Genomic DNA, 18,720 nt, shown 5'->3' with positions numbered 1-18,720 from the left:
TAAGCTGTAATGGCTAGGGTCTGTTGACGTTTCATTCACGGCTGCGCTGACTGCAGTTTTGGGGGTGAACAAGGCAAAAGACCCTAGGCAGGTTTTAATCTAAGCTGAGCGTTGTTTTATCTAGCTCTATCGCTGTATCCAGTGAGGCAAGCAGCTCTTTGCGCACTTTAAGCTTGGTGTTTTTGTGCGCTTTCATGCTGATTTTTTTAAGTGATTCTGCGATGGCCTGCGCGCTGCTGGCCAGCGCTTCCGGTTCTACCAGTAAGTCTAAAAATCCGGCGGCTAAAGCGTTTTCCGGATTAAACATCTCCCCATTGACCACCGAGCGTTGAAATGCCGCCGGGCTTAAGCGATTGCGTGCGATCTCTATGCCCGTGTAAGGCATGGTCATGCCAATTTGCACCTCATTTAATCCAATACTAAACGGCCCGGCCACCCCGATGCGGTAATCCGCAGAGAGCAAGAGAAATGCGCCTTTTGCAATAGCATGGCCCGGGCAAGCCACGATCACTGGATAAGGGTGTGACAATAGTCGGCGGCTAAGCGTGGAGCCAGCGGTGACGAGCGGAATGGCATGATCTAAGCCTGAAGTCATTACCTTCAAATCGTAACCTGCAGATAAAACGCCCGCGCCTGCGGTGATTAAAACCACCGCCTGATCTTGCTCGGCCTGATCCAAAGCTTGGTTAAAAGCATCAATAACAGCCATAGAAATAGCATTAACTTTGCCATTGGCCAGCGTTAAAGTGGCAATGCCATCGTTATATTGGTAATTAACAAGTGAATTCATAATTTTGCTCTGCAAAAAGGAGTGGACTAGACCTTAACGATTCCATCTGAGTCGGTAAAGTAGGGCTAGCCCGCTTGCATCAGTCTATCGTTTGATTTCGGCGTACTTTATGCGGCTGCACAAAGTGATTACCTGAGTATTTCATATTTTTTTATGCTGCGGTGCACCATGTAAATAGTGTGGTAGATATCACTCATTTGTAATGTTAGGCAGGTAATGGCAGATAAATAAATTGTGGCTGAAAACTACAAATTGTTGAGTATTTTCACCCCGTTTTCATTGGGGAAAACGTATTAATAGTACAAGCTAGAGCATAAAGAAAGCATAAAAATGCTTGTAATTTCTTTCAATTATAGAGCTTCACTCACTTATTGATAAGTGGTTGCTACTTATTTTGCTTACAATATGCTTCGATAATTTGCTGATTATTAATTGGGTTAGTGAAAGATTTGTTTCTATCTTGTTGATTATATTAAAATAAGTATTTTATCTTATTGCTATTTTTATTGTAAAAAATAATGAAAAAACAGAAGTTTGCCTGTAAGCGACTCAAGTTAGGAGTATCCCTAGCTTGCTGATCATTTCTTGATTTGCATCAAAACAAAACAAAAAACAAACATTTAAAACCACAGCCATCCGTCCCTTGTTTTGGTTACATATCGTTACATTTACAACATTCACCTATGGTAATTTTTACTTAGCGAAAGCCGCGGACACAAAGACAGCGGCAAGCAGAGCGAGGAATCTCACTTTTAAGGTGAGTATTTGTAAGTCTAAAAATCAGGGGGCTTTCATGCGGATGAAACAACTAGCGGTTGCGATCGCTTTAATCGGTGCCGGTGCAACAATCAGTGCTCAGGCAGAAGAAAAAGTAAATAAAGTTGAGCGCGTTGAGGTAACTGGGTCGAGTATTAAGCGTGTTAAGAAAGAAGGTGCAACAGCTGTAGAAACTGTCAATCGCAAAGCGATTGAAAAAACGGGTGCCACTACCGTCCAAGAGTTGGTAAAGAACATTACAGCAGTTGATTTTTTTGATTATGGTGATCAAAAAGCCAACTCTCCTACAAGCTCTGGCGCTTCAAACATCAAAATGCGCGGCTTGAATGAAACTGATGTATTGGTTTTGATGAATGGTCGTCGTATTCCTACTGCTGCATTCACTGATGTAAGTGGTGCAGGTGCTGCGGTAGATATTAATATGATTCCTTTGTCTGCTATTGAGCGTGTAGAAGTATTAAAGGACGGCGGTTCTGCTATCTATGGTTCAGACGCTGTTGCGGGTGTTGTAAACTTTATTACCAAGAAAAATTATCAGGGTGGTGAAATCCGCGGTGGCTTAGGGCAGTCCAGTCGCGGAGATGGTACTGAAAAAACCTTTGGTATGACGGGGGGATATGGTGATCTGAATGAGCAAGGGTTCAATGTTTTAGCTACGTTTGATGTGTTGAAGCGTGAAGCAATCTACGCAAAAGATAGGGATATGACCAAGTCTAATGATTTTAGGCGTTTTGGTGGATCAGACGACCGTAGTGATTATTCGCCCTACGGTAACCTATTGAATGATGATGGCGATATTATCGGGACGGTTAAGGCAGGCTGCCCAGCAGAATCGCAAGTTGGAAAAGGGTGTAAGTACGATCCTCTGGCATCATTACTAACGATTAACAATGCCGCGGATCGAGTTGGTGGAATGTTGCAAGGTAGCGTAAAAGTTACTGACAATATTACGGCAATGGTTCAGGGTTTCTATTCTAAGTCAACAGACCATTTTGAAGCTCATCCCGTTCCCGATATATTTTTAACTAAAGATGGCAAAGAATACTTGGGTCGATTTATGCAGGCTGGTCCACGTACAACGGATCGTGAGTCTACGTTATCTCAATTGACCGCTGGTTTGGATGGAAGCACTGGGGGCTTTGACTGGAGTGTTTCTGCTGGATATGGTGTAAGTAAATCAACTAATCAAGATAGCAACTATTTGCATGCAGTGAAGTATAAGCAAAATAAGGACAAGATTGACGCCACAGTAACGACTAATGATCAAGCGTTAGTTGATAGCATTAAGGTGAGCCCACTGCGTGAAGCTGAAAATAAACAATCTTTCCTGAATGCCAAGGTTAGTGGCGAGACAGGCATTGTTTTAGATGGTGGGGCAGTTGCATTTGCTGTTGGTGTGAGTCTGGTTAAGGAGTCATTGGTTGATACGCCTGATTTATTAACTCAGGCAGGCTTGGTGAAGGGCTCTATTAAACAAGCGGCTACAGATGTTTCTCGTACAGGAAAAGGATTGTTTGCTGAACTAGCGATTCCGGTTACCAAGGCGCTAGAATTCCAAGCTGCAGCTCGTTACGATCAGTATGAGTCAGAGTCACATGTATCCCCACGTTTGGCGGTTCGTTTTCAGCCTATTCCTGAACTGATGTTCCGGTCTTCGTTCTCTGAGAGTTTCCGTATGCCTTCGCTTAAGCAAATTAGCGAAAACCCGTCGGAAGGTGCATATAAATTTTCTGATGGCGATTGTAAATATATAAATAAGCCTGCTGGTTGTAATGTTAGTGGCTATACGCAAACCAAAGGAAATGCTAATTTAAAGCCTGAAATTGGTAATTCATTTAATTTCGGTGCAGTAGTCGATGTGGGTGTGTTTAGCGGTAGTCTTGATTGGTGGTTAATGAAAAAAGACGATGTTATCACTACACCAACAGAATCAGAGGCATTGCTTGCAGGTCAGTGGTTTGTTCGGGATAAACAACCTGTTGTGTTCAAACAATTGCTGAATCGCGGTAAGTTTGAATCATCTGGTATTGATACTGATTTAAGAGTACGCCTGCCACTGGAAATTGCTACGGTTACTTTCTCAAATAGTAACTCTTACTATCTGTATAGCAAATCTACAAATGCAGCAGGAGATATGGAGGATGGGCTGGATGTAATGATTAATGGCACTCCTACCCCAATTTGGCGCAATACATTCCGGGTCGATATTGAAAAATCAGGCTGGTCGGGTGGCGCTGCTATTCGTTCCACTGCTGGCTTTAAAGATTCAAAAGTTAGTGTTGATGATAAAGCGAATTACGATCCTGATACTAAACGCGTTGATGGTTTTACCGAGGTTGACCTTAACCTTAGCTACACCGGTTTTAAAGGGTTAAAGCTTGATTTTACGGTAAAAAATGCGTTAGATGCTGAACCTCCATTCTCTAACATTGGGACAACATTCCAGTACCCAGGTTATGCACCAATTTATAGTGCGCGAGGCCGTTTCTTTACTTTAGGTGCTAAGTACTCGTTCTAAAAAGTTGTATTTCCTGTGAGGGGATCCCCTCACAGGTTTTAGCTGCTCGTTTTATTGAGCAGTATAACGATATAACTATTCATTTTTTGAGTGTTTATCTTTTATGTTTACTATGCGATAGGTTAGTGGTTATTCTTATTTTCTAGTATCCGTTAATTTATTTGTGTCTAAAAATTAGAAAAAAACGAGTGGTTTTTTTATTCACTAATATTTATTAATTACCCCACCAAGTATTTATTCTTGCTGGTTTTTTTGAAATTATATTGGCTGAATTAGAGTAAACCCTAGTAAAAATTTTTAAATGACTAGCGTATCTTAGTCATGCAGCCGCTTAATTATTTGATTAAGTCATTTTGTAAATTATCTAAAGGAGAGCATCGTGGAAGCTTTTGGCCAGAACGCACGTGATCGTCGTGCCGTGGGCTTGGCTGGAGTGGCTGCCTTGCATGTGCTCGTAGCCTATGCGCTTCTTACCGGCTTGGGCAAGAACTTGGTAAAAGTCATTCAGCAAAAAGTTGAAGTGGCTGTGATCAGTGAGCCGCCACCACCGCCACCACCGCCACCAAAGATTGAGAAAGTGATTAAGGACACCGCTCCTCCACCTCCGCAGCAACAACCCGCTTATGTTCCACCTCCTATCGTTGCACCGACTACCCAGTCGACAAATACGGTTCAGGCAACTTCGGAAGTTAAAGCGCCTTCTGCTCCGGCTGTACCTCAGGCGACAGCTGCTCCTGTGGCAGCCCCAGCGGGCCCGATTTCTACGGCCGGTAATTGTAGTAAATTTGGTGGTTTGGAGTTCCCTCGTAAGGCTTTGAGTGAAGACATCAGTGGCGTAGTTACTCTTGTTTACAAAACAAATGCTGATGGGAAACTGAGCGAAATTATCAGCTCTAAGTTTTCAAGTGGAATCCCGCCTTCTTTCCGTAGTCAGTTTTTACAAGCAGCAAAGCAGTCTTTACAAGGCAATAGCTGCAAGCCTGATACGATTTTTGAGCAAGAGCTTTCTTTTAAGCTTGATACAGAATAACTAAGCCCCTCACTTTTTTTATGGAGTATCTAAATCATGGCCAAGTTCTCCCGCCAATTCTTTATGCTTGCAGCCGCGGCTGCAGCATGTGCACTGCCAGTATTGGCGAATTCCACGGTTGCTGTTGCAAACCCTTATGGGCTTGAAGCGCTGTGGGCTCAGGGCGATATCGTTGCTAAAGGTACTTTAGTTATTTTGCTGACGATGTCTGCTGCAACTTGGTATGTAGCGATCGTTAAAATTCTGGATCAGCGCCGCCTGATTAAATTAGGCCGTGAGTTGCTTAAAGAGCGCGGTCCTGAGCTGCTGGCAAAAACTAAAGTATTGAAAGACGACGGTATTTACAGCTCCGTGGCTCATGCTGGCGCTAATGCGGCAAGCGAGCATCACGGTGAATTAAGCAAAAACGTTGATCTGAATACTTGGGTTTCAATGGCAACTTACGATGCGGCTGCTAATGCAAGTAGCCAGATGCAAGCAGGTATGTCGGTGATTGCAACTGTGGGCTCTACTGCACCTTTTGTTGGTCTGTTTGGTACTGTTTGGGGTATTTACCACGCGCTGACAGCGATTGGTATTTCTGGCCAGGCATCGATCGATAAAGTGGCTGGCCCAGTGGGTGAATCCTTGATTATGACGGCAATTGGTTTGGCTGTAGCTGTACCTGCAGTGTTGGGTTACAACTGGCTGGTGCGTCGTAACAAGTTGGTAGTAGAAATGGTTCACACCGTAGCTGCTCGCTTGCACACCAATTTGCTTAGCACACCTAAGTAATCATTATGAGCTACTTGCGGCCAGGACAAAGGGCATCTAGCCAAGAGGATGATGTGATCTCAGCGATCAATACCACACCATTAGTGGATGTGATGTTGGTTTTGCTTATTATCTTTTTGATCACTATTCCAGTTGTAACGCAAACGATTCAATTAACACTGCCAAAAGAAGTCAATCTTCCGACGCAAACCAAGCCTGAGAATATTATTTTGGGCGTGGATGATAAGAGCAATATTTTTTGGAATATCAGCCCGGTGAAGTCAGATGAAGAATTACTGGCTCGCTTGGTGAAAGTTGCAAAAATGGATCCGCAACCGGAAGTCCATATTCGCGGCGATATGTCTTCTAAATACAGCTCGGTAGGGCGGATTGTTTTGGCAGTACAAAGGGCGGGAATTGTAAAAATCGCTTTTATTACCGAGCCTCCTGCTAGAAATTAATGGCTGTGTGTAAGGGTTGGGCCACGGTTTATTTCACTGAAATCGCTGGCCCGATTCACTGACTCTTTAGACAGCAAATACGCTGTGGAGAACGATTATGGGAATGCAAGTCGGTGGTAATGACGATGATATGATGATGGAAATCAATACCACGCCATTGATTGACGTGATGTTGGTTTTGTTGATTATGCTGATTATCACCATCCCAATTCAAACGCATGCCGTAAAATTGGATATGCCTGTTAATTCGCCTTCTAACGTAACGGAAAAGCCGGAAGTCGTTCAGATTGATATTGGTAGCAACAATGTCATTTCTTGGGCTGGTGTTCCTTTGGCTGATCGTGCTGCATTAGAAAAAAACTTATCTGAGGCTTCACAAAGAGCGGTACAGCCTGAGTTTCATATTCGCCCTGATAAAGACGCAAATTATGAAGCGGTTGCAATGGTCTTAGCTAGCTCGCAGCGGCTGGGAGTAAAGAAGATCGGTATTGTGGGTCACGAACAATTTATGCAGTAATTTAAAGCTGGGCGGCTTTCGCCCAGCTATCCTGTTTTACTCAAAAAGATAGATAAAACTGAATGGCAGCAGGCGTTTGCGTGTGCCAGTTTTGCTACGTCTGCCGATTAAAAATAATTGCCAATAACCATCCAATTAACCTTTGCTGGGGAATAAATTGAAAAAAATAGCCATGAGCCTCGCCGTATTGTTTTCTTCTGCACCGCTATTTGCAGCGCAGGGTGGCGCATTGCTTTTGCCTGATGCTGCCGATATAGCACGCCAGTGTCAGCAAACGATTTCCCAAGCAAAAATAAAAATTGCTGCATTAGAAAAATTGCCACTGGCTAAAGTGAATGCGGCAAATACACTGGGTGAATGGAATAGAATCAATCAGGGTTTGGATTACTTTGGCGGGCCAGCAGGTTTATTATCTGAAGTAAGCCCATCTGCGCCAGTGCGTACGGCAGCAGATGCATGCAATTTAAAAATGTCTGCACTTATCAGTGATGTTTTGCAAAGCGAAGCTTTGTATAGCCGGTTTAAAGCTTTAAAGCCAAAAGATGCCATTGATGCTGAGGCACGTGCTGATTTGCTGAGTAATTTTGAAGATCGCGGCGTTAATTTACCCAAAGAAAAACGCACAGAATTAGCGGCTATTTTTAATAAAATAGAAAAGCTACAACAAGATTTCTCGCGCAATATGCGGGATAACCAAGCCAGAATGAGTTTTACTGCCGCAGAATTAAAAGGCGTTTCTGCTAGCTTTTTAGCCACCGCCAAAAAAGATGCAGCAGGTCTCTATGTGTTGGGATTTGACTATCCCGAAATTGATGCTGTAATGGGCTATGCAGAAAATGAAGCCACGCGTGAGCGCTATTACACCGGCAGAATGAAAATTGGCGGCGCGGCCAATTTGCAAATTCTAAAAGAAGTGGTTGAATTAAGAAAAAAAATTGCCCAATTAACCGGCTACCCAAGTTATGCCGCGTTTGCCATTCGCAATAAAATGGCCGCTACGCCAGAAGCGGTCAAGACCTTCCTCGCTGATGTGCAAGCCCGTGTTGCCACTTTAGAAAAATCAGATATCGAAGAGCTGCGCCAAGAAAAAGCCCGCTTTACCGGCAAGGCCGATAGCGTGTTAAAGCGCTGGGATGTGCAGTTTTATGAAGAGCAGCTTAAAGCCAGCCGCTACCAGCTCGATCAAAAACAAGTGCGTGAGCAATTTCCTACCGAGCCGACCATTGCCTGGATGATGAATGTCACCGGCACACTGTATGGCGTTGATTTCCGCCCGAATGCCAAATTAAAAGCATGGCATAAAGATGTACGCGCTTACGATGTATTTGATCGCAGCAGCAAAAAATACCTCTCTAGTTTTTACCTAGATCTCTTCCCGCGTGATGGCAAATACAAGCATGCGGCGGCTTTTCCTGTGCGCGGTGTAAGCACCGTGGGCGGGCAAACACCAGTTAGCGTTTTAGTCACCAATTTCAGCCGCGAAGGTTTTAATCAGGATGAATTAGAAACGCTTTACCACGAATTTGGCCACATCATGCACGGCGTATTGTCGAAAACGCGTTACACCATGCAGGCGGGTACTTCGGTGAAACGTGATTTTGTGGAAGCACCTTCGCAAATGTTTGAAGAATGGGCGCGTCGCCCAGAAGCGGGCGCGTTGTTTAACGATACCTGCTCAAGCTGCAAACCGATTGATCCTAAGCTGATCGCCAAAATGGATGATGCTCGCCGCTTTGGCCGTGGCCTCAAATACGCCCGTCAAGGCCTGTACTCTGCTTACGATATGGCTTTAGCCGCTGCGGATGCAGGTGATCCACAGGCGGTATGGCAGACCATGGAAGGTAATACGCCGCTGGGTTATGTAGCGGGTACAGAATTCCCCGGCACCTTCGGCCATATTGTGGGCGGCTATGCGGCAGGGTATTACGGCTATATGTGGTCTGAAGTTCTAGCGCTGGATATGTTGTCGGCTTACGGTAGTAATGTGATGGACGTAAAGCAGGGCAAGCGTTATCGCGAACTGATTTTAGAAAATGGCGGTCAGCGCCCGGCGATGGAATTAGTTGAAGAATTTATTGGCCGCAAGCCTAATGCCGATGCCTTCTTTCAAGAAATTACTGGCCAGCGTGGCGTACCTACCAAGACGGCTAAGCAATAATATCCATCTGGCTATTTATTTAGATAAGGGTGAATGTTTCTATTCAAAAGATGGATCGATTCGCCATTGTATTGTTAAAGAGATGAAGAGGAGACGGTGATGAAAAAACTATTAAGCATCGCCATAGCGGGGGCGCTATTTAGCCAGCCAGTGTTAGCGGCGGATATGAATAAGGTATTGCGGGTGGCATTTAATGCGCCTGAATCGGGTTATGACCCGGCAAAAACATCAGACGCCTATGGCAATATGGTTTACGAGCATTTGTTTGATCCTCTCTTAACTTATGATTATCTTGCTCGCCCAGCCAAGCTTATTCCTAATGTTCTGACCGCGATGCCAGTGGTTAGCGAAGATAATCAGACCTTTACATTTCATTTGAAAAAAGGGATTTTCTTTGCTCCCGACGCTGCATTTAAAGGCAAGAAGCGTGAATTAACCGCCGAAGATTATGCTTATTCGATCAAACGTATGGTCGATCCGCAATTAAGATCGCCGCAGGCTTATTTGGTATCTGGCAAATTTATTGGTATTGATGGTTTAGTTAAAAAAGCAAATAAAGGTCACCTAGATTACGACACGCCCATTGAGGGCATTCGGGTATTGGATCGATATACTCTACAATTAACAACAACTGAAGCTTATCCTAGCCTGCCTTATGTTTTAGCTATGCCACAGTTTGGTGCTGTTGCGCGTGAAGTGATTGAAGCTTACGGCAGTGATACCCATGCTCATCCGGTGGGCACAGGCCCATATATGCTGAAAGACTGGAAGCCGAGTGTACATACTTCTCTGGTTGTAAATCCTCATTTCCGTAAAGAAGTATTCAATTACCAGCCTGGCAATAATAAAGAAGACCAGCAAATTGCACGTGAAATGAATGGTAAAACTGTTCCGCAAATTGGCCGTATTGAAATCTCTGTGATTACTGAAGAGCAGCCGACCTGGCTGGCTTTTAAAGGTGGAGAAATTGACCTTTTAACTGAAAACCCGAGCCTGCCTCAGCCTGTTACCAGACAGGCTTTGGTCATGGATCCAAATAATCCTTTACGTGCAGAATTAAAATCAAAATTAAAAGAACAGGGCATTGAGTTAAAGCGAAAATTATCCCCTGAAGTGACTTACTTCCACTTTAATATGCAAGATCCTGTGGTTGGAGGGTATAGCAAGGAAAAAATTGCTTTGCGTCGTGCGATCGGTATGGCATTTGATTTTAATGAATCAATCCGAGATATTCGCCGAAATCAGGCTATTCGCATGCAATATTTAATACCTGATGGCGTTGTGGGGCATCGCCCGGAATATAAACTGGCTTCCGAGTACAACCCGGCGCTGGCTAATGCATTATTAGAGCGGTTTAATTATAAAATTGGTGGAGATGGCTATCGTACTTTGCCCGGTGGGCATCCGCTGCTGATTGATTTTATGTCAAATGAAGGTGCAATTGGCCGGCAGTGGGATGAATACTGGAAGAAGGCTTTTGACCGAATTAAAATTAAAGTGAAATTTAAGGCGGTTCCTTTTAATGAAACATTAAAAGCGATGAATGAATGCCAATATATGATTAATGGCTCGGCGTGGGGCGCAGATTTCCCGGATGGCAGCAACTTTATGCAATTGCTGGCAGGTAAAAATATTGGGCAAACCAATAATGCCTGCTACAAATCCGAAAAGTATGATGCAATGTATGCCAAGACTGAAAGCATGGCAGACGGTCCAGAGCGTGAAGCGCTTTATCAGAAAATGAATAAAATCGTAGCTGCTGATGCGCCGATTATTTTCTCAGATACTCGAATTAGAAATGGCGTGTATCACAACTGGGTAAAGGGTGTGAAGATGCATCCGCAATTAGGTAGCCTCTGGCGTTATCTTGATATCCAGAAATAAGCCCTGATTAAACGAAGGAATCGACATGCTCTCCTATTTGATACGCCGTATTTTGCAAATGATCCCTACTTTATTTGGGGTGATGTTGCTGGTTTTTATTTTATTTAACGTGGTGGGTGGCGATCCTTCCTATATTCTTGCTGGCAAGAATCTGGGGAGTGAAACGCTGGCGAATATCCGTAGCCAGCTGGGCTTAGATAAAACTTTGCCTGAGCAGTTCTGGTTGTTTGTAAAGCAAGTAGCAACAATGGATTTTGGTTCCTCATGGGCTACAGAGCGCCCTGTGAACGAACTGATTGCCAGCCGTGTTGGCCCATCTATGTTGCTGATGGGGTCATTGTTATTTGTTGATCTATTAATTGCAATTCCTCTGGCCGCTACCGTGGCTTATTACCGTGGTGGTATGACAGATCGTATTTTGACGATTATTTGTACCGTTGCAATGTCTGTAAGTGCTTTGGTTTATGCCGTGGGGGGGCAGTACTTATTAGCTTATAAAATGGAGCTATTTCCTGTGCGTGGCTGGAGCGATTCTACGCTAACCAATTTATTGCTTTATGTGCCTTTGCCATTATTGATGGGCTTAATGGTTTCTTTAGGGCCGAATATCCGCTTTTATCGTAGTTTCTTTGTCGATGAAATTGGTAATGATTATGTGCGCACGGCTAGAGCAAAAGGCCTATCAGAGCGCACCGTGATGATGAAGCATGTATTGCGTAATGCTTTAATTCCGGTTGTTACATCGGTATTGTCATCTTTGCCTTATTTACTATTAGGCGCTTTGGTTCTGGAAACATTTTTTAGTATTCCCGGCATGGGCTTACAGGTTGTGAAATCGGTAAATAGCAGTGATTTCCCTGTGATTAAGGCGATTACAGTTTATATCGCCATCGCGACTATGATTTTTAACTTGCTGGCGGATCTGGTTTACAAACTTATCGATCCACGTGTGCAACTAAAATAAACGGGAAACTAAAATGACTGCCACCGTATTAAATAATAATGAGCTTATTCCTTCACTCGGTTTTTGGGGGCAAGGATGGCAAAGGCTTAAGCGTAATAAAGTTGGTTTTGTTTCTTTCTGGATTGTGGCTGTGTATCTGCTGCTGTCTGTGGGGGGCTGGTGCAATTTGTTGGTGAGCAATTGGGCAGAGGAGAGGGCTGTTCCCTATGCACCTCCTTCATGGCTGGCGCAGACTGCGGATGATGTTTTACCGCCAGCCACACCAGAAGAGCTGGCAGAGTTAGCTGGCACAACAGAAAAGCCGGTTTATTTGCAGGCCGAAGATGATCCGATTGCCAAAGAGCTTGCGGAGGCAAAACGTGAAGCGCCTAAGTATTTTGTGCAGGATCCAGAAAAGCTGAAATCTTTGTTTTTTGGTGCCGATACGCGTGGCCGTGATGTGATTCAAAAAGTAATTAAAGGGGCTTCTGTTTCGGTTTTAGTGGGTATTTCAGGGGCATTGCTTGCTTTGACGCTGGGTACTGTATTTGGGGCTTTATCTGGCTATTTCGGCGGTAAGGTTGATGATGTACTGACGTGGTTTTACAGCGTATTTACTTCGGTTCCCGATATGCTTTTATTGCTGGCCTTTGCGGCAGTCGCTGGACGAGGTATTTCCACCATTGTCCTTGTAATGGCGCTGACCGCTTGGACAGGGACTTATCGTCTGGTTCGGGCTGAATATATGAAGCTCAAAAACCGTGAATATGTTCAAGCAGCAGACGCAATTGGCGCAAGCCACGCTCGTCGAATGTTTGTGCATATCTTGCCTAATATCAGCCATTTATTGCTGATTCAATTCTCCTTGCTGACTGTAGCGCTGATTAAATACGAGGCGATTCTTTCTTTCTTAGGTTTTGGGGTGGGAGTTGGGCAAGTGAGCTTGGGTTCTATTCTTGCAGAAACACCTGCTGAGTTGGTTCAAGGCTACTGGTGGCAAATGCTGGCTGTTACCTTGGTGATGTCGGTATTGGTTACGGCGTTTAGTTTGTTGGTTGATGCCCTGCGCGATGCGCTGGATCCAAAAGTTAAATAAGGAGCAGGGATATGTCAGCCCCACTATTGTCTATTCGTAATCTTTCGCTCAGCTTTGGTTCAAAACAAGGCGAGCGGACTCAAGTGCTGAAAAATATTAGCTTTGATATTCCACGCCATCGCACTGTTGCACTGGTGGGTGAGTCTGGCTCTGGTAAATCTGTGACCTCTATGGCGATTATGCAGCTCTTGCCGACATCAGGTTTAGAGATTGATCCGCAGAGCAAGATTGAATTTGAAGGCCGAAGTCTATTGGATATGCGTGGTAGAGAACTGCGCCAGCTACGCGGCAAAGATATTGCCATGATTTTTCAAGAGCCAATGAGCTCATTAAATCCCGTGTTTAGCGTGGGCGAGCAAATTGCTGAAACGCTGATGCTGCATGCAAAGCTTGGCCGCCGAGAAGCGGGCAAACGCGTGATTGAGCTGCTCACTGAAGTGGGCTTGCCTGATCCAGAGAAAAAAGCAAAGAGCTACCCGCATGAATTGTCGGGTGGCCAGCAGCAGCGCGTGATGATCGCTATGGCGATTGCTTGCGAGCCAAAGCTGTTGATTGCGGACGAGCCAACTACGGCGCTGGACGTCACCATCCAAAAGCAAATTTTGCAATTGATTGCCGATCTGCAAAAAAAGCACGGCATGTCTGTGCTGTTTATTACTCATGATCTGGGTTTGGTCGGTGAATTTGCCCATGATGTGGTGGTGATGCGTGATGGTGAAATCCGTGAAGCGGGTACGGTAGAGCAGATTTTTGATTCGCCTAAAGACAGCTACACCAAGGCGCTGCTGGCTTGCCGCCCGCACTTGGATCGCCGCCCAGAGCGCCTTGCTGTGATTGACGACTTTTTAAAGCCGGGTGGTTATGCCGAGCCTGCCAATCGTGAGCGCGGCTATAAGGCCGATGACGAGATTGTGCTGGAGGTGAAAGGCCTCGGTAAATCGTTTGAATCGCGTGAAGGCCTATTTGGTAAGCGGGTATTCCACGCGGCCAAAGATGTGTCGTTTAAGTTGGCGCGTGGCAAGACGCTGGGCATTGTGGGCGAGTCGGGATCGGGCAAGACCACGGTAGGCTTAACCTTGGTGCGCTTGCATCAGGCCACTAGCGGCCAAGCCTTTTTTAATGGCAAAGATTTATTTGCCATGAGCCCGCGTGAATTTAATGAATACAAACGTCGTATTCAGATTATTTTCCAGAATCCTTATGCGTCTTTAAATCCGCGCTTTACGGTTGAGCAAATTCTGACTGAGCCAATGAAGTTGCATGGCATTGGCGCAAATGATAGCGAGCGCATTAAGTTAGCGCGCGATTTGCTGAATAAAGTATGCCTGCCGTGGAATGCGCTAGCTAAATACCCGCATGAGTTTTCAGGAGGTCAGCGTCAGCGAATTGCCATTGCACGTTGCTTAACCATGAAGCCAGAAATTCTGATTTGTGATGAGTCAGTATCGGCCCTGGATGTATCGGTGCAAGCGCAGGTATTGAATCTGCTGCAAGATTTACAAGATGAGTTCAAAATGTCCTACTTGTTTATTTCACATGATTTGGCGGTGGTTAAGCATATTTCAGATCAGGTGATGGTGATGAATAAGGGCGAAGTGGTTGAGCAGGCTGATGCGGATGCTATTTATCTTAATCCTACTGCTGATTACACCCGCAAGCTTCTTTCGTCTATTCCGCAAGGCCGTGGCCGTGTGCAGAATCAGCAGTATCTAAAAAGTGATTTAGTCACTTTATAAGCTGGTTTTTAAGTATCAGCCGTTCAGACAGAAAGTCTGGACGGTTTTTTTTTGCAGAGAGAGGTGGGGCGATTTGAATATGTGTCATGGGTGAGAGGGCGGATATGGTCTAAGTTAAATAGAGTGCAATGAGCCCATTAGGTGCATGTGATGATACGTATTTTGCTTTGTTGCTGCTTATGGCTGATGCCTGCGTCGGCTTATGCACTGAAAATTGCGATGGTGCTGTGGCGCGGTGAAACGGCCGCGGAGCAGGGGTTTCGGGACGAATTAAAGAAACTGGGTTTAAAACCTGAGGTGACGGTTTTTAATGCAAATCAGGATCGTACCGCCTTAGCAACGATGCTGCGTACAAAGTTAGAGCCTCACTTAGCATCGTATGATTATGTGTATAGCTTTGGCACAACAGCGACTTTAATGAGTAAACGCCTTTTATTAGGGCGCAAGCCATTGATTTTTAACGCGGTGTATGACCCGATTGGAGCGGGCATTGTGTCGGTGAATAAAGAAGACAATAAAACGGTGGCAGGGGTGAGCAATATGGTTTTTCTGCCATTACAGATGAGTAATGCCCGCAAATATTTGCCTAAAGGCAGCAAAATGCTGCTACCGGTTAATCCACGGGAGCGAAATACGCAATTGATTGGTGAACAGTTAAAGTCTGTAGCCGCTGATTATCAATGGGCATTAGAAACATGGCGAATTAATCCTGATAAAGCATTACTTAAAACAGAATTACTGCGTTTACAACAAGATGCTAAAGAAAGTGTGGTTTTTATTCCGGCGGATAGTTATTTAATTTCAGTTGCGCCAGAGTTAATGCGGGCACTTAATGAGGCAGGTATTGCAAGTATTTGTAGTATTGAAGCTTTTATTCTTTATCACTGTACCGTAGGCACGGTAAGCGATTATCGTGTGCAAGGTATGCTGGCTGCGCGAATCATTGTAATGCATCAAAAAGGGACGGCGTTGCAGGATATTCCAGTGCAATATGATCCTAACCCTCGGCTTATTGCTGGGAATATCAACAGGCCTTAATGGCTTGGGCTTAGTGCTTGCTTGGTAAGTGAAACAATTGTTTTAATCCATTTGTCATGCTCGTAAGTTATGTTGCTGTCCTTACTCTTTTGGATGCACAGCATGAATCGTCGTCAGTTTTTAAAGTGGACCGGCTTTGTTACTGTTTCAACTGTAGGCCCTGCATTGCTCGTGGGCTGTAATAGTAGCGACGATGATGCTGTCTTAGCTCTTACCCCGTCTATTCCTTGTAAATTCCCGCAAAGTATTGCCTCGGGCGATCCGGCAGCCAATAGCATTATGCTGTGGACCCGCGTGGTGCCTAGCGATGCCGATAATGTGATCTCGGCTAAGGCTGCGGATATTGCGGTGCGTTTGGTGATTAGCAGTAGCGATCAATCGGCACTTTTGGGCAGCAATAAGCCGCTGACGGGCGTGATGGCGCATGAAGTATTGCTGAGTGCGAAAGCCGATTGGGATCACACGATTCGTCACAAGGTTGAAGGCTTAAGCCCAGCAACTACCTATTTCTATCAGTTTATTGCGGGTAATAGCATCAGCCGTGTAGGGCGCTTTAAGACCGCTCCTGCGGTAGATGCCGATGTAAACAAGCTGCGCTTTGCTTACTTATCCTGCCAAGACTGGAGCATTAATCACTGGGCAGGCTTTACTGCCTTGGCGAGTGAAGAGTTAGATTTTGTGGTGCATTTGGGTGACTATATTTACGAAACCGTGGGTGAGGATTTCCAAAAAGGTGCAGTAGAGGCCGCTCACACCGCCATCAAATTGCCCGATGGCCCGTTCAAAAATGGTAAGGACGGCGCACGCTTTGCCAATACCACCGCCGATTACCGCACTCTTTATAAGCAATATCGCTCGGATGCCCGCTTGCAAGCGGTGCACGAGCGCTTTGCCATGATCGCCATTTGGGATGATCACGAGTTTTCTGATGATTGTTGGGGGGACTCCACCACTTACGATAATGGCAGCTTCGATGCCAAAACGGGTAAGGCCGATAATAAGCACGAAACCGAGCGCCGCCGTAGCGCCAATCAAGCTTGGTTTGAATTTATGCCCGCCGATGTGAAGTTTGATATCACCGATAAAGGCTTCCAGAACATCCGCCTTTACCGAGATTTTCGCTTTGGCAAATTGCTGCATCTGGTGATGACCGATCAGCGCCTTTACCGCGCCGACCATGTGATCCCGGAGGCCGCCGCTGGCAGCTCGATTGGTTCGCGTTATATGGTGCCAACCGCCGTATTGGCGGGGGCTGAAGCGCAAAAAATGGCCGCAGCTAAGCCATCAGGTGATGAGCTGGCCTTGGTCTCTATCCTCGGCAAAACTCAGCGTGATTGGTGGCAAAACACCATGAAAGCTTCGACTGCCACTTGGAAGCTGTGGGGCAATGAAGTATCGCTACTCAAAATGTGCGTCAACGGCAAATCACTCACGGCTGCGCCGAAAGATTTCCAAACCGAAATCATCTTGAACGCCGATCAATGGGATGGCTACAACGCCGAGCGTAAAGCCTTGATGCAGTTTTTGAGCAGCAATCAGATCAAAAATGTGGTGGCGCTTACCGGCGATATTCATTCTTTTTACGCTGGGCAAGTGTATGACGATTACACCAGCGGCAAGCCAGTGATGATTGATTTGGTTACCGCAGGCATGAGTAGCGATTCTTTTTATAGCTACTTTGTAAAAGCAGTGGGTGATAAGAGCTTTGCCGCGGTGCAGCCGCTGGTGTTCACTTCAGAAGCCGCAGCAGAAGGTATCGCCATTCAAATGATCTCGGCGGGTGTGGCGATGCAAGCGGGGGTTGTTGATTTAACAAATACTGCTCTGATTGCCGCTGCAGTGAAGGGTGCAATAGCAGCAGGCAAATTACCAGCGGCAGCTCTTACCCCAACGGCGAGTTTGTTGACAACGGCGATTAACACTTTCAATGAAACGCTGGCCGGCAATATGGGTACGCTAATTGGCGGGCAAATTGCCGCGCTTGCCGCAGCAGGGCGCTCGGTGGCGGCGCAAACGCTGTACGGCATGATTGCCCAACAGCTAGCTGGCGCAATGGGCATTACGACGGCGCAAGTGCCTGCTGCCGAAGTGGTAAAACGCCTGAATCCGTTTGCTAATCAAGCAGCAGGCACCGCGCCTGCGGCCAATAACCCGTGGATTAAATACGCCGATACCGATGCACAGGGCTTTACTGTGGTTGAGTTGACAGCCGCAGGTTTGAAAGCTGAGTTTAGAAAAATCGCCCCATTGCAAGGCAGCGTTGCTCCACAAAAAGCCGTGAGCAGTGTGAAAACAATTACGGTAAAAGCGGGGAGTTTAGATTTGACCATTACGGATTAATGGCGGATGGGCATGATAATGAATCATGCCCGATGCACATCTTCCGTAGGGCGGGTGAAACCCGCCGGACTTTGGTGTGAAGCGAAAACGGCGGGTTGCACCCGCTCTACGGCGATTTTTTGAAGGGATCGAAAAGGGGGCGTATCATGCCCCTTTTTGCTATAAATGATCCGCTTGCTATGCAACGATTTACACTTGTTTTACTCACGCTGCTGGCTTTAACAGCTTGCCAGCGCAGCGATCCTAATTCCCCTGTCTCCCTTAGAAAAGCCACTTTCAAAGAAATGTTAAAATCGCGCGAGGCGATTAATGGCATGTTGACGGGGGCTAAGCCTTATAAAGCCGATAGCGTGTTGCAAGAAGCAATTAAGCTGCAAGAAAAATCGACCAAGCCTTGGGCGTATTTTGCTGAATTCACCGTAAGCAATCAGTCTGATGCAAAGCAAAAAGCCGATTCTGCCGATTTTCATGCCGCAGCAGACAATATGCAGCAGCAGAGCAGCGCTTTAAAAGAGGCAGCGCAAGCCGGGCAGGAAGATCGTATTCGTGCTTCTTACAAAGCAGTAGAAGACGCGTGTATTCGCTGCCATCAGCAGTTTCGGCCGGGCTAGTTTTGCGGGTTTTCGGGTAGGTAAGCCTTTGATCGACGTGGCACTTTTTGTGCTGGCGGTCTACTTTG

14 protein-coding genes are annotated in these 18,720 nt (G+C 45.8%); 13 read left to right on the top strand and 1 reads right to left on the bottom strand.

Features of this window, described 5'->3' with window-relative positions; genetic code table 11:
- Positions 1-94: 94 nt before the first annotated feature.
- Positions 95-790, bottom strand: coding sequence for a crotonase/enoyl-CoA hydratase family protein (locus ACFQNF_RS06905; RefSeq protein ID WP_380187191.1), 696 nt, complete (start codon positions 788-790; stop codon positions 95-97).
- A gap of 793 nt (positions 791-1,583) precedes the next feature.
- On the opposite strand from ACFQNF_RS06905, the gene ACFQNF_RS06900 reads away from it, so the two are divergent.
- The 13 genes from ACFQNF_RS06900 (at position 1,584) to ACFQNF_RS06840 (ending at position 18,652) form a co-directional block, all read left to right on the top strand.
- Positions 1,584-4,085 carry a TonB-dependent receptor plug domain-containing protein gene (locus ACFQNF_RS06900; RefSeq protein ID WP_380187190.1) on the top strand — a complete coding sequence of 834 codons (2,502 nt, stop codon included), beginning with the start codon at positions 1,584-1,586 and terminating at the stop codon, positions 4,083-4,085.
- 379 nt (positions 4,086-4,464) lie between these two features.
- Positions 4,465-5,115, top strand: coding sequence for a hypothetical protein (locus ACFQNF_RS06895; RefSeq protein ID WP_380187189.1), 651 nt, complete (start codon positions 4,465-4,467; stop codon positions 5,113-5,115).
- 36 nt (positions 5,116-5,151) lie between these two features.
- Positions 5,152-5,889 carry a MotA/TolQ/ExbB proton channel family protein gene (locus ACFQNF_RS06890; RefSeq protein WP_046353214.1) on the top strand — a complete coding sequence of 246 codons (738 nt, stop codon included), beginning with the start codon at positions 5,152-5,154 and terminating at the stop codon, positions 5,887-5,889.
- Positions 5,890-5,942: 53 nt separating this feature from the next.
- Positions 5,943-6,329 carry an ExbD/TolR family protein gene (locus ACFQNF_RS06885; protein ID WP_380187187.1) on the top strand — a complete coding sequence of 129 codons (387 nt, stop codon included), beginning with the start codon at positions 5,943-5,945 and terminating at the stop codon, positions 6,327-6,329.
- 97 nt (positions 6,330-6,426) lie between these two features.
- The gene (locus ACFQNF_RS06880) at positions 6,427-6,846 is read left to right on the top strand and encodes an ExbD/TolR family protein (RefSeq protein WP_380187186.1); all 420 of its coding nucleotides are present in this window, start codon (positions 6,427-6,429) and stop codon (positions 6,844-6,846) included.
- A gap of 172 nt (positions 6,847-7,018) precedes the next feature.
- Complete coding sequence (locus ACFQNF_RS06875; protein WP_380187184.1) at positions 7,019-9,004, top strand: M3 family metallopeptidase; 1,986 nt, start codon at positions 7,019-7,021, stop codon at positions 9,002-9,004.
- Positions 9,005-9,103: 99 nt separating this feature from the next.
- Entirely contained in the window at positions 9,104-10,888 is a 1,785-nt protein-coding gene (locus ACFQNF_RS06870; protein ID WP_380187182.1) for an ABC transporter substrate-binding protein, read from the top strand.
- A gap of 25 nt (positions 10,889-10,913) precedes the next feature.
- Positions 10,914-11,852, top strand: coding sequence for an ABC transporter permease (locus ACFQNF_RS06865; RefSeq protein WP_380187180.1), 939 nt, complete (start codon positions 10,914-10,916; stop codon positions 11,850-11,852).
- Positions 11,853-11,865: 13 nt separating this feature from the next.
- Entirely contained in the window at positions 11,866-12,927 is a 1,062-nt protein-coding gene (locus ACFQNF_RS06860; RefSeq protein WP_380187178.1) for an ABC transporter permease, read from the top strand.
- Positions 12,928-12,938: 11 nt separating this feature from the next.
- Positions 12,939-14,663 carry an ABC transporter ATP-binding protein gene (locus ACFQNF_RS06855; RefSeq protein WP_380187176.1) on the top strand — a complete coding sequence of 575 codons (1,725 nt, stop codon included), beginning with the start codon at positions 12,939-12,941 and terminating at the stop codon, positions 14,661-14,663.
- Between the two features lie 150 nt (positions 14,664-14,813).
- Positions 14,814-15,701, top strand: coding sequence for an ABC transporter substrate-binding protein (locus ACFQNF_RS06850; protein WP_380187175.1), 888 nt, complete (start codon positions 14,814-14,816; stop codon positions 15,699-15,701).
- A gap of 102 nt (positions 15,702-15,803) precedes the next feature.
- A complete protein-coding gene (locus ACFQNF_RS06845) occupies positions 15,804-18,041 on the top strand; it encodes an alkaline phosphatase D family protein (RefSeq protein ID WP_380187174.1) in 2,238 nt (745 codons plus the stop codon).
- 146 nt (positions 18,042-18,187) lie between these two features.
- Positions 18,188-18,652 carry a c-type cytochrome gene (locus ACFQNF_RS06840; protein ID WP_380187173.1) on the top strand — a complete coding sequence of 155 codons (465 nt, stop codon included), beginning with the start codon at positions 18,188-18,190 and terminating at the stop codon, positions 18,650-18,652.
- Positions 18,653-18,720 lie beyond the last annotated feature (68 nt).

Source organism: Iodobacter arcticus (genome assembly GCF_042664895.1).
GTDB classification, from domain to species: Bacteria; Pseudomonadota; Gammaproteobacteria; order Burkholderiales; family Chitinibacteraceae; genus Iodobacter; species Iodobacter arcticus.
This window is presented reverse-complemented; position numbering and strand designations above follow the sequence as displayed.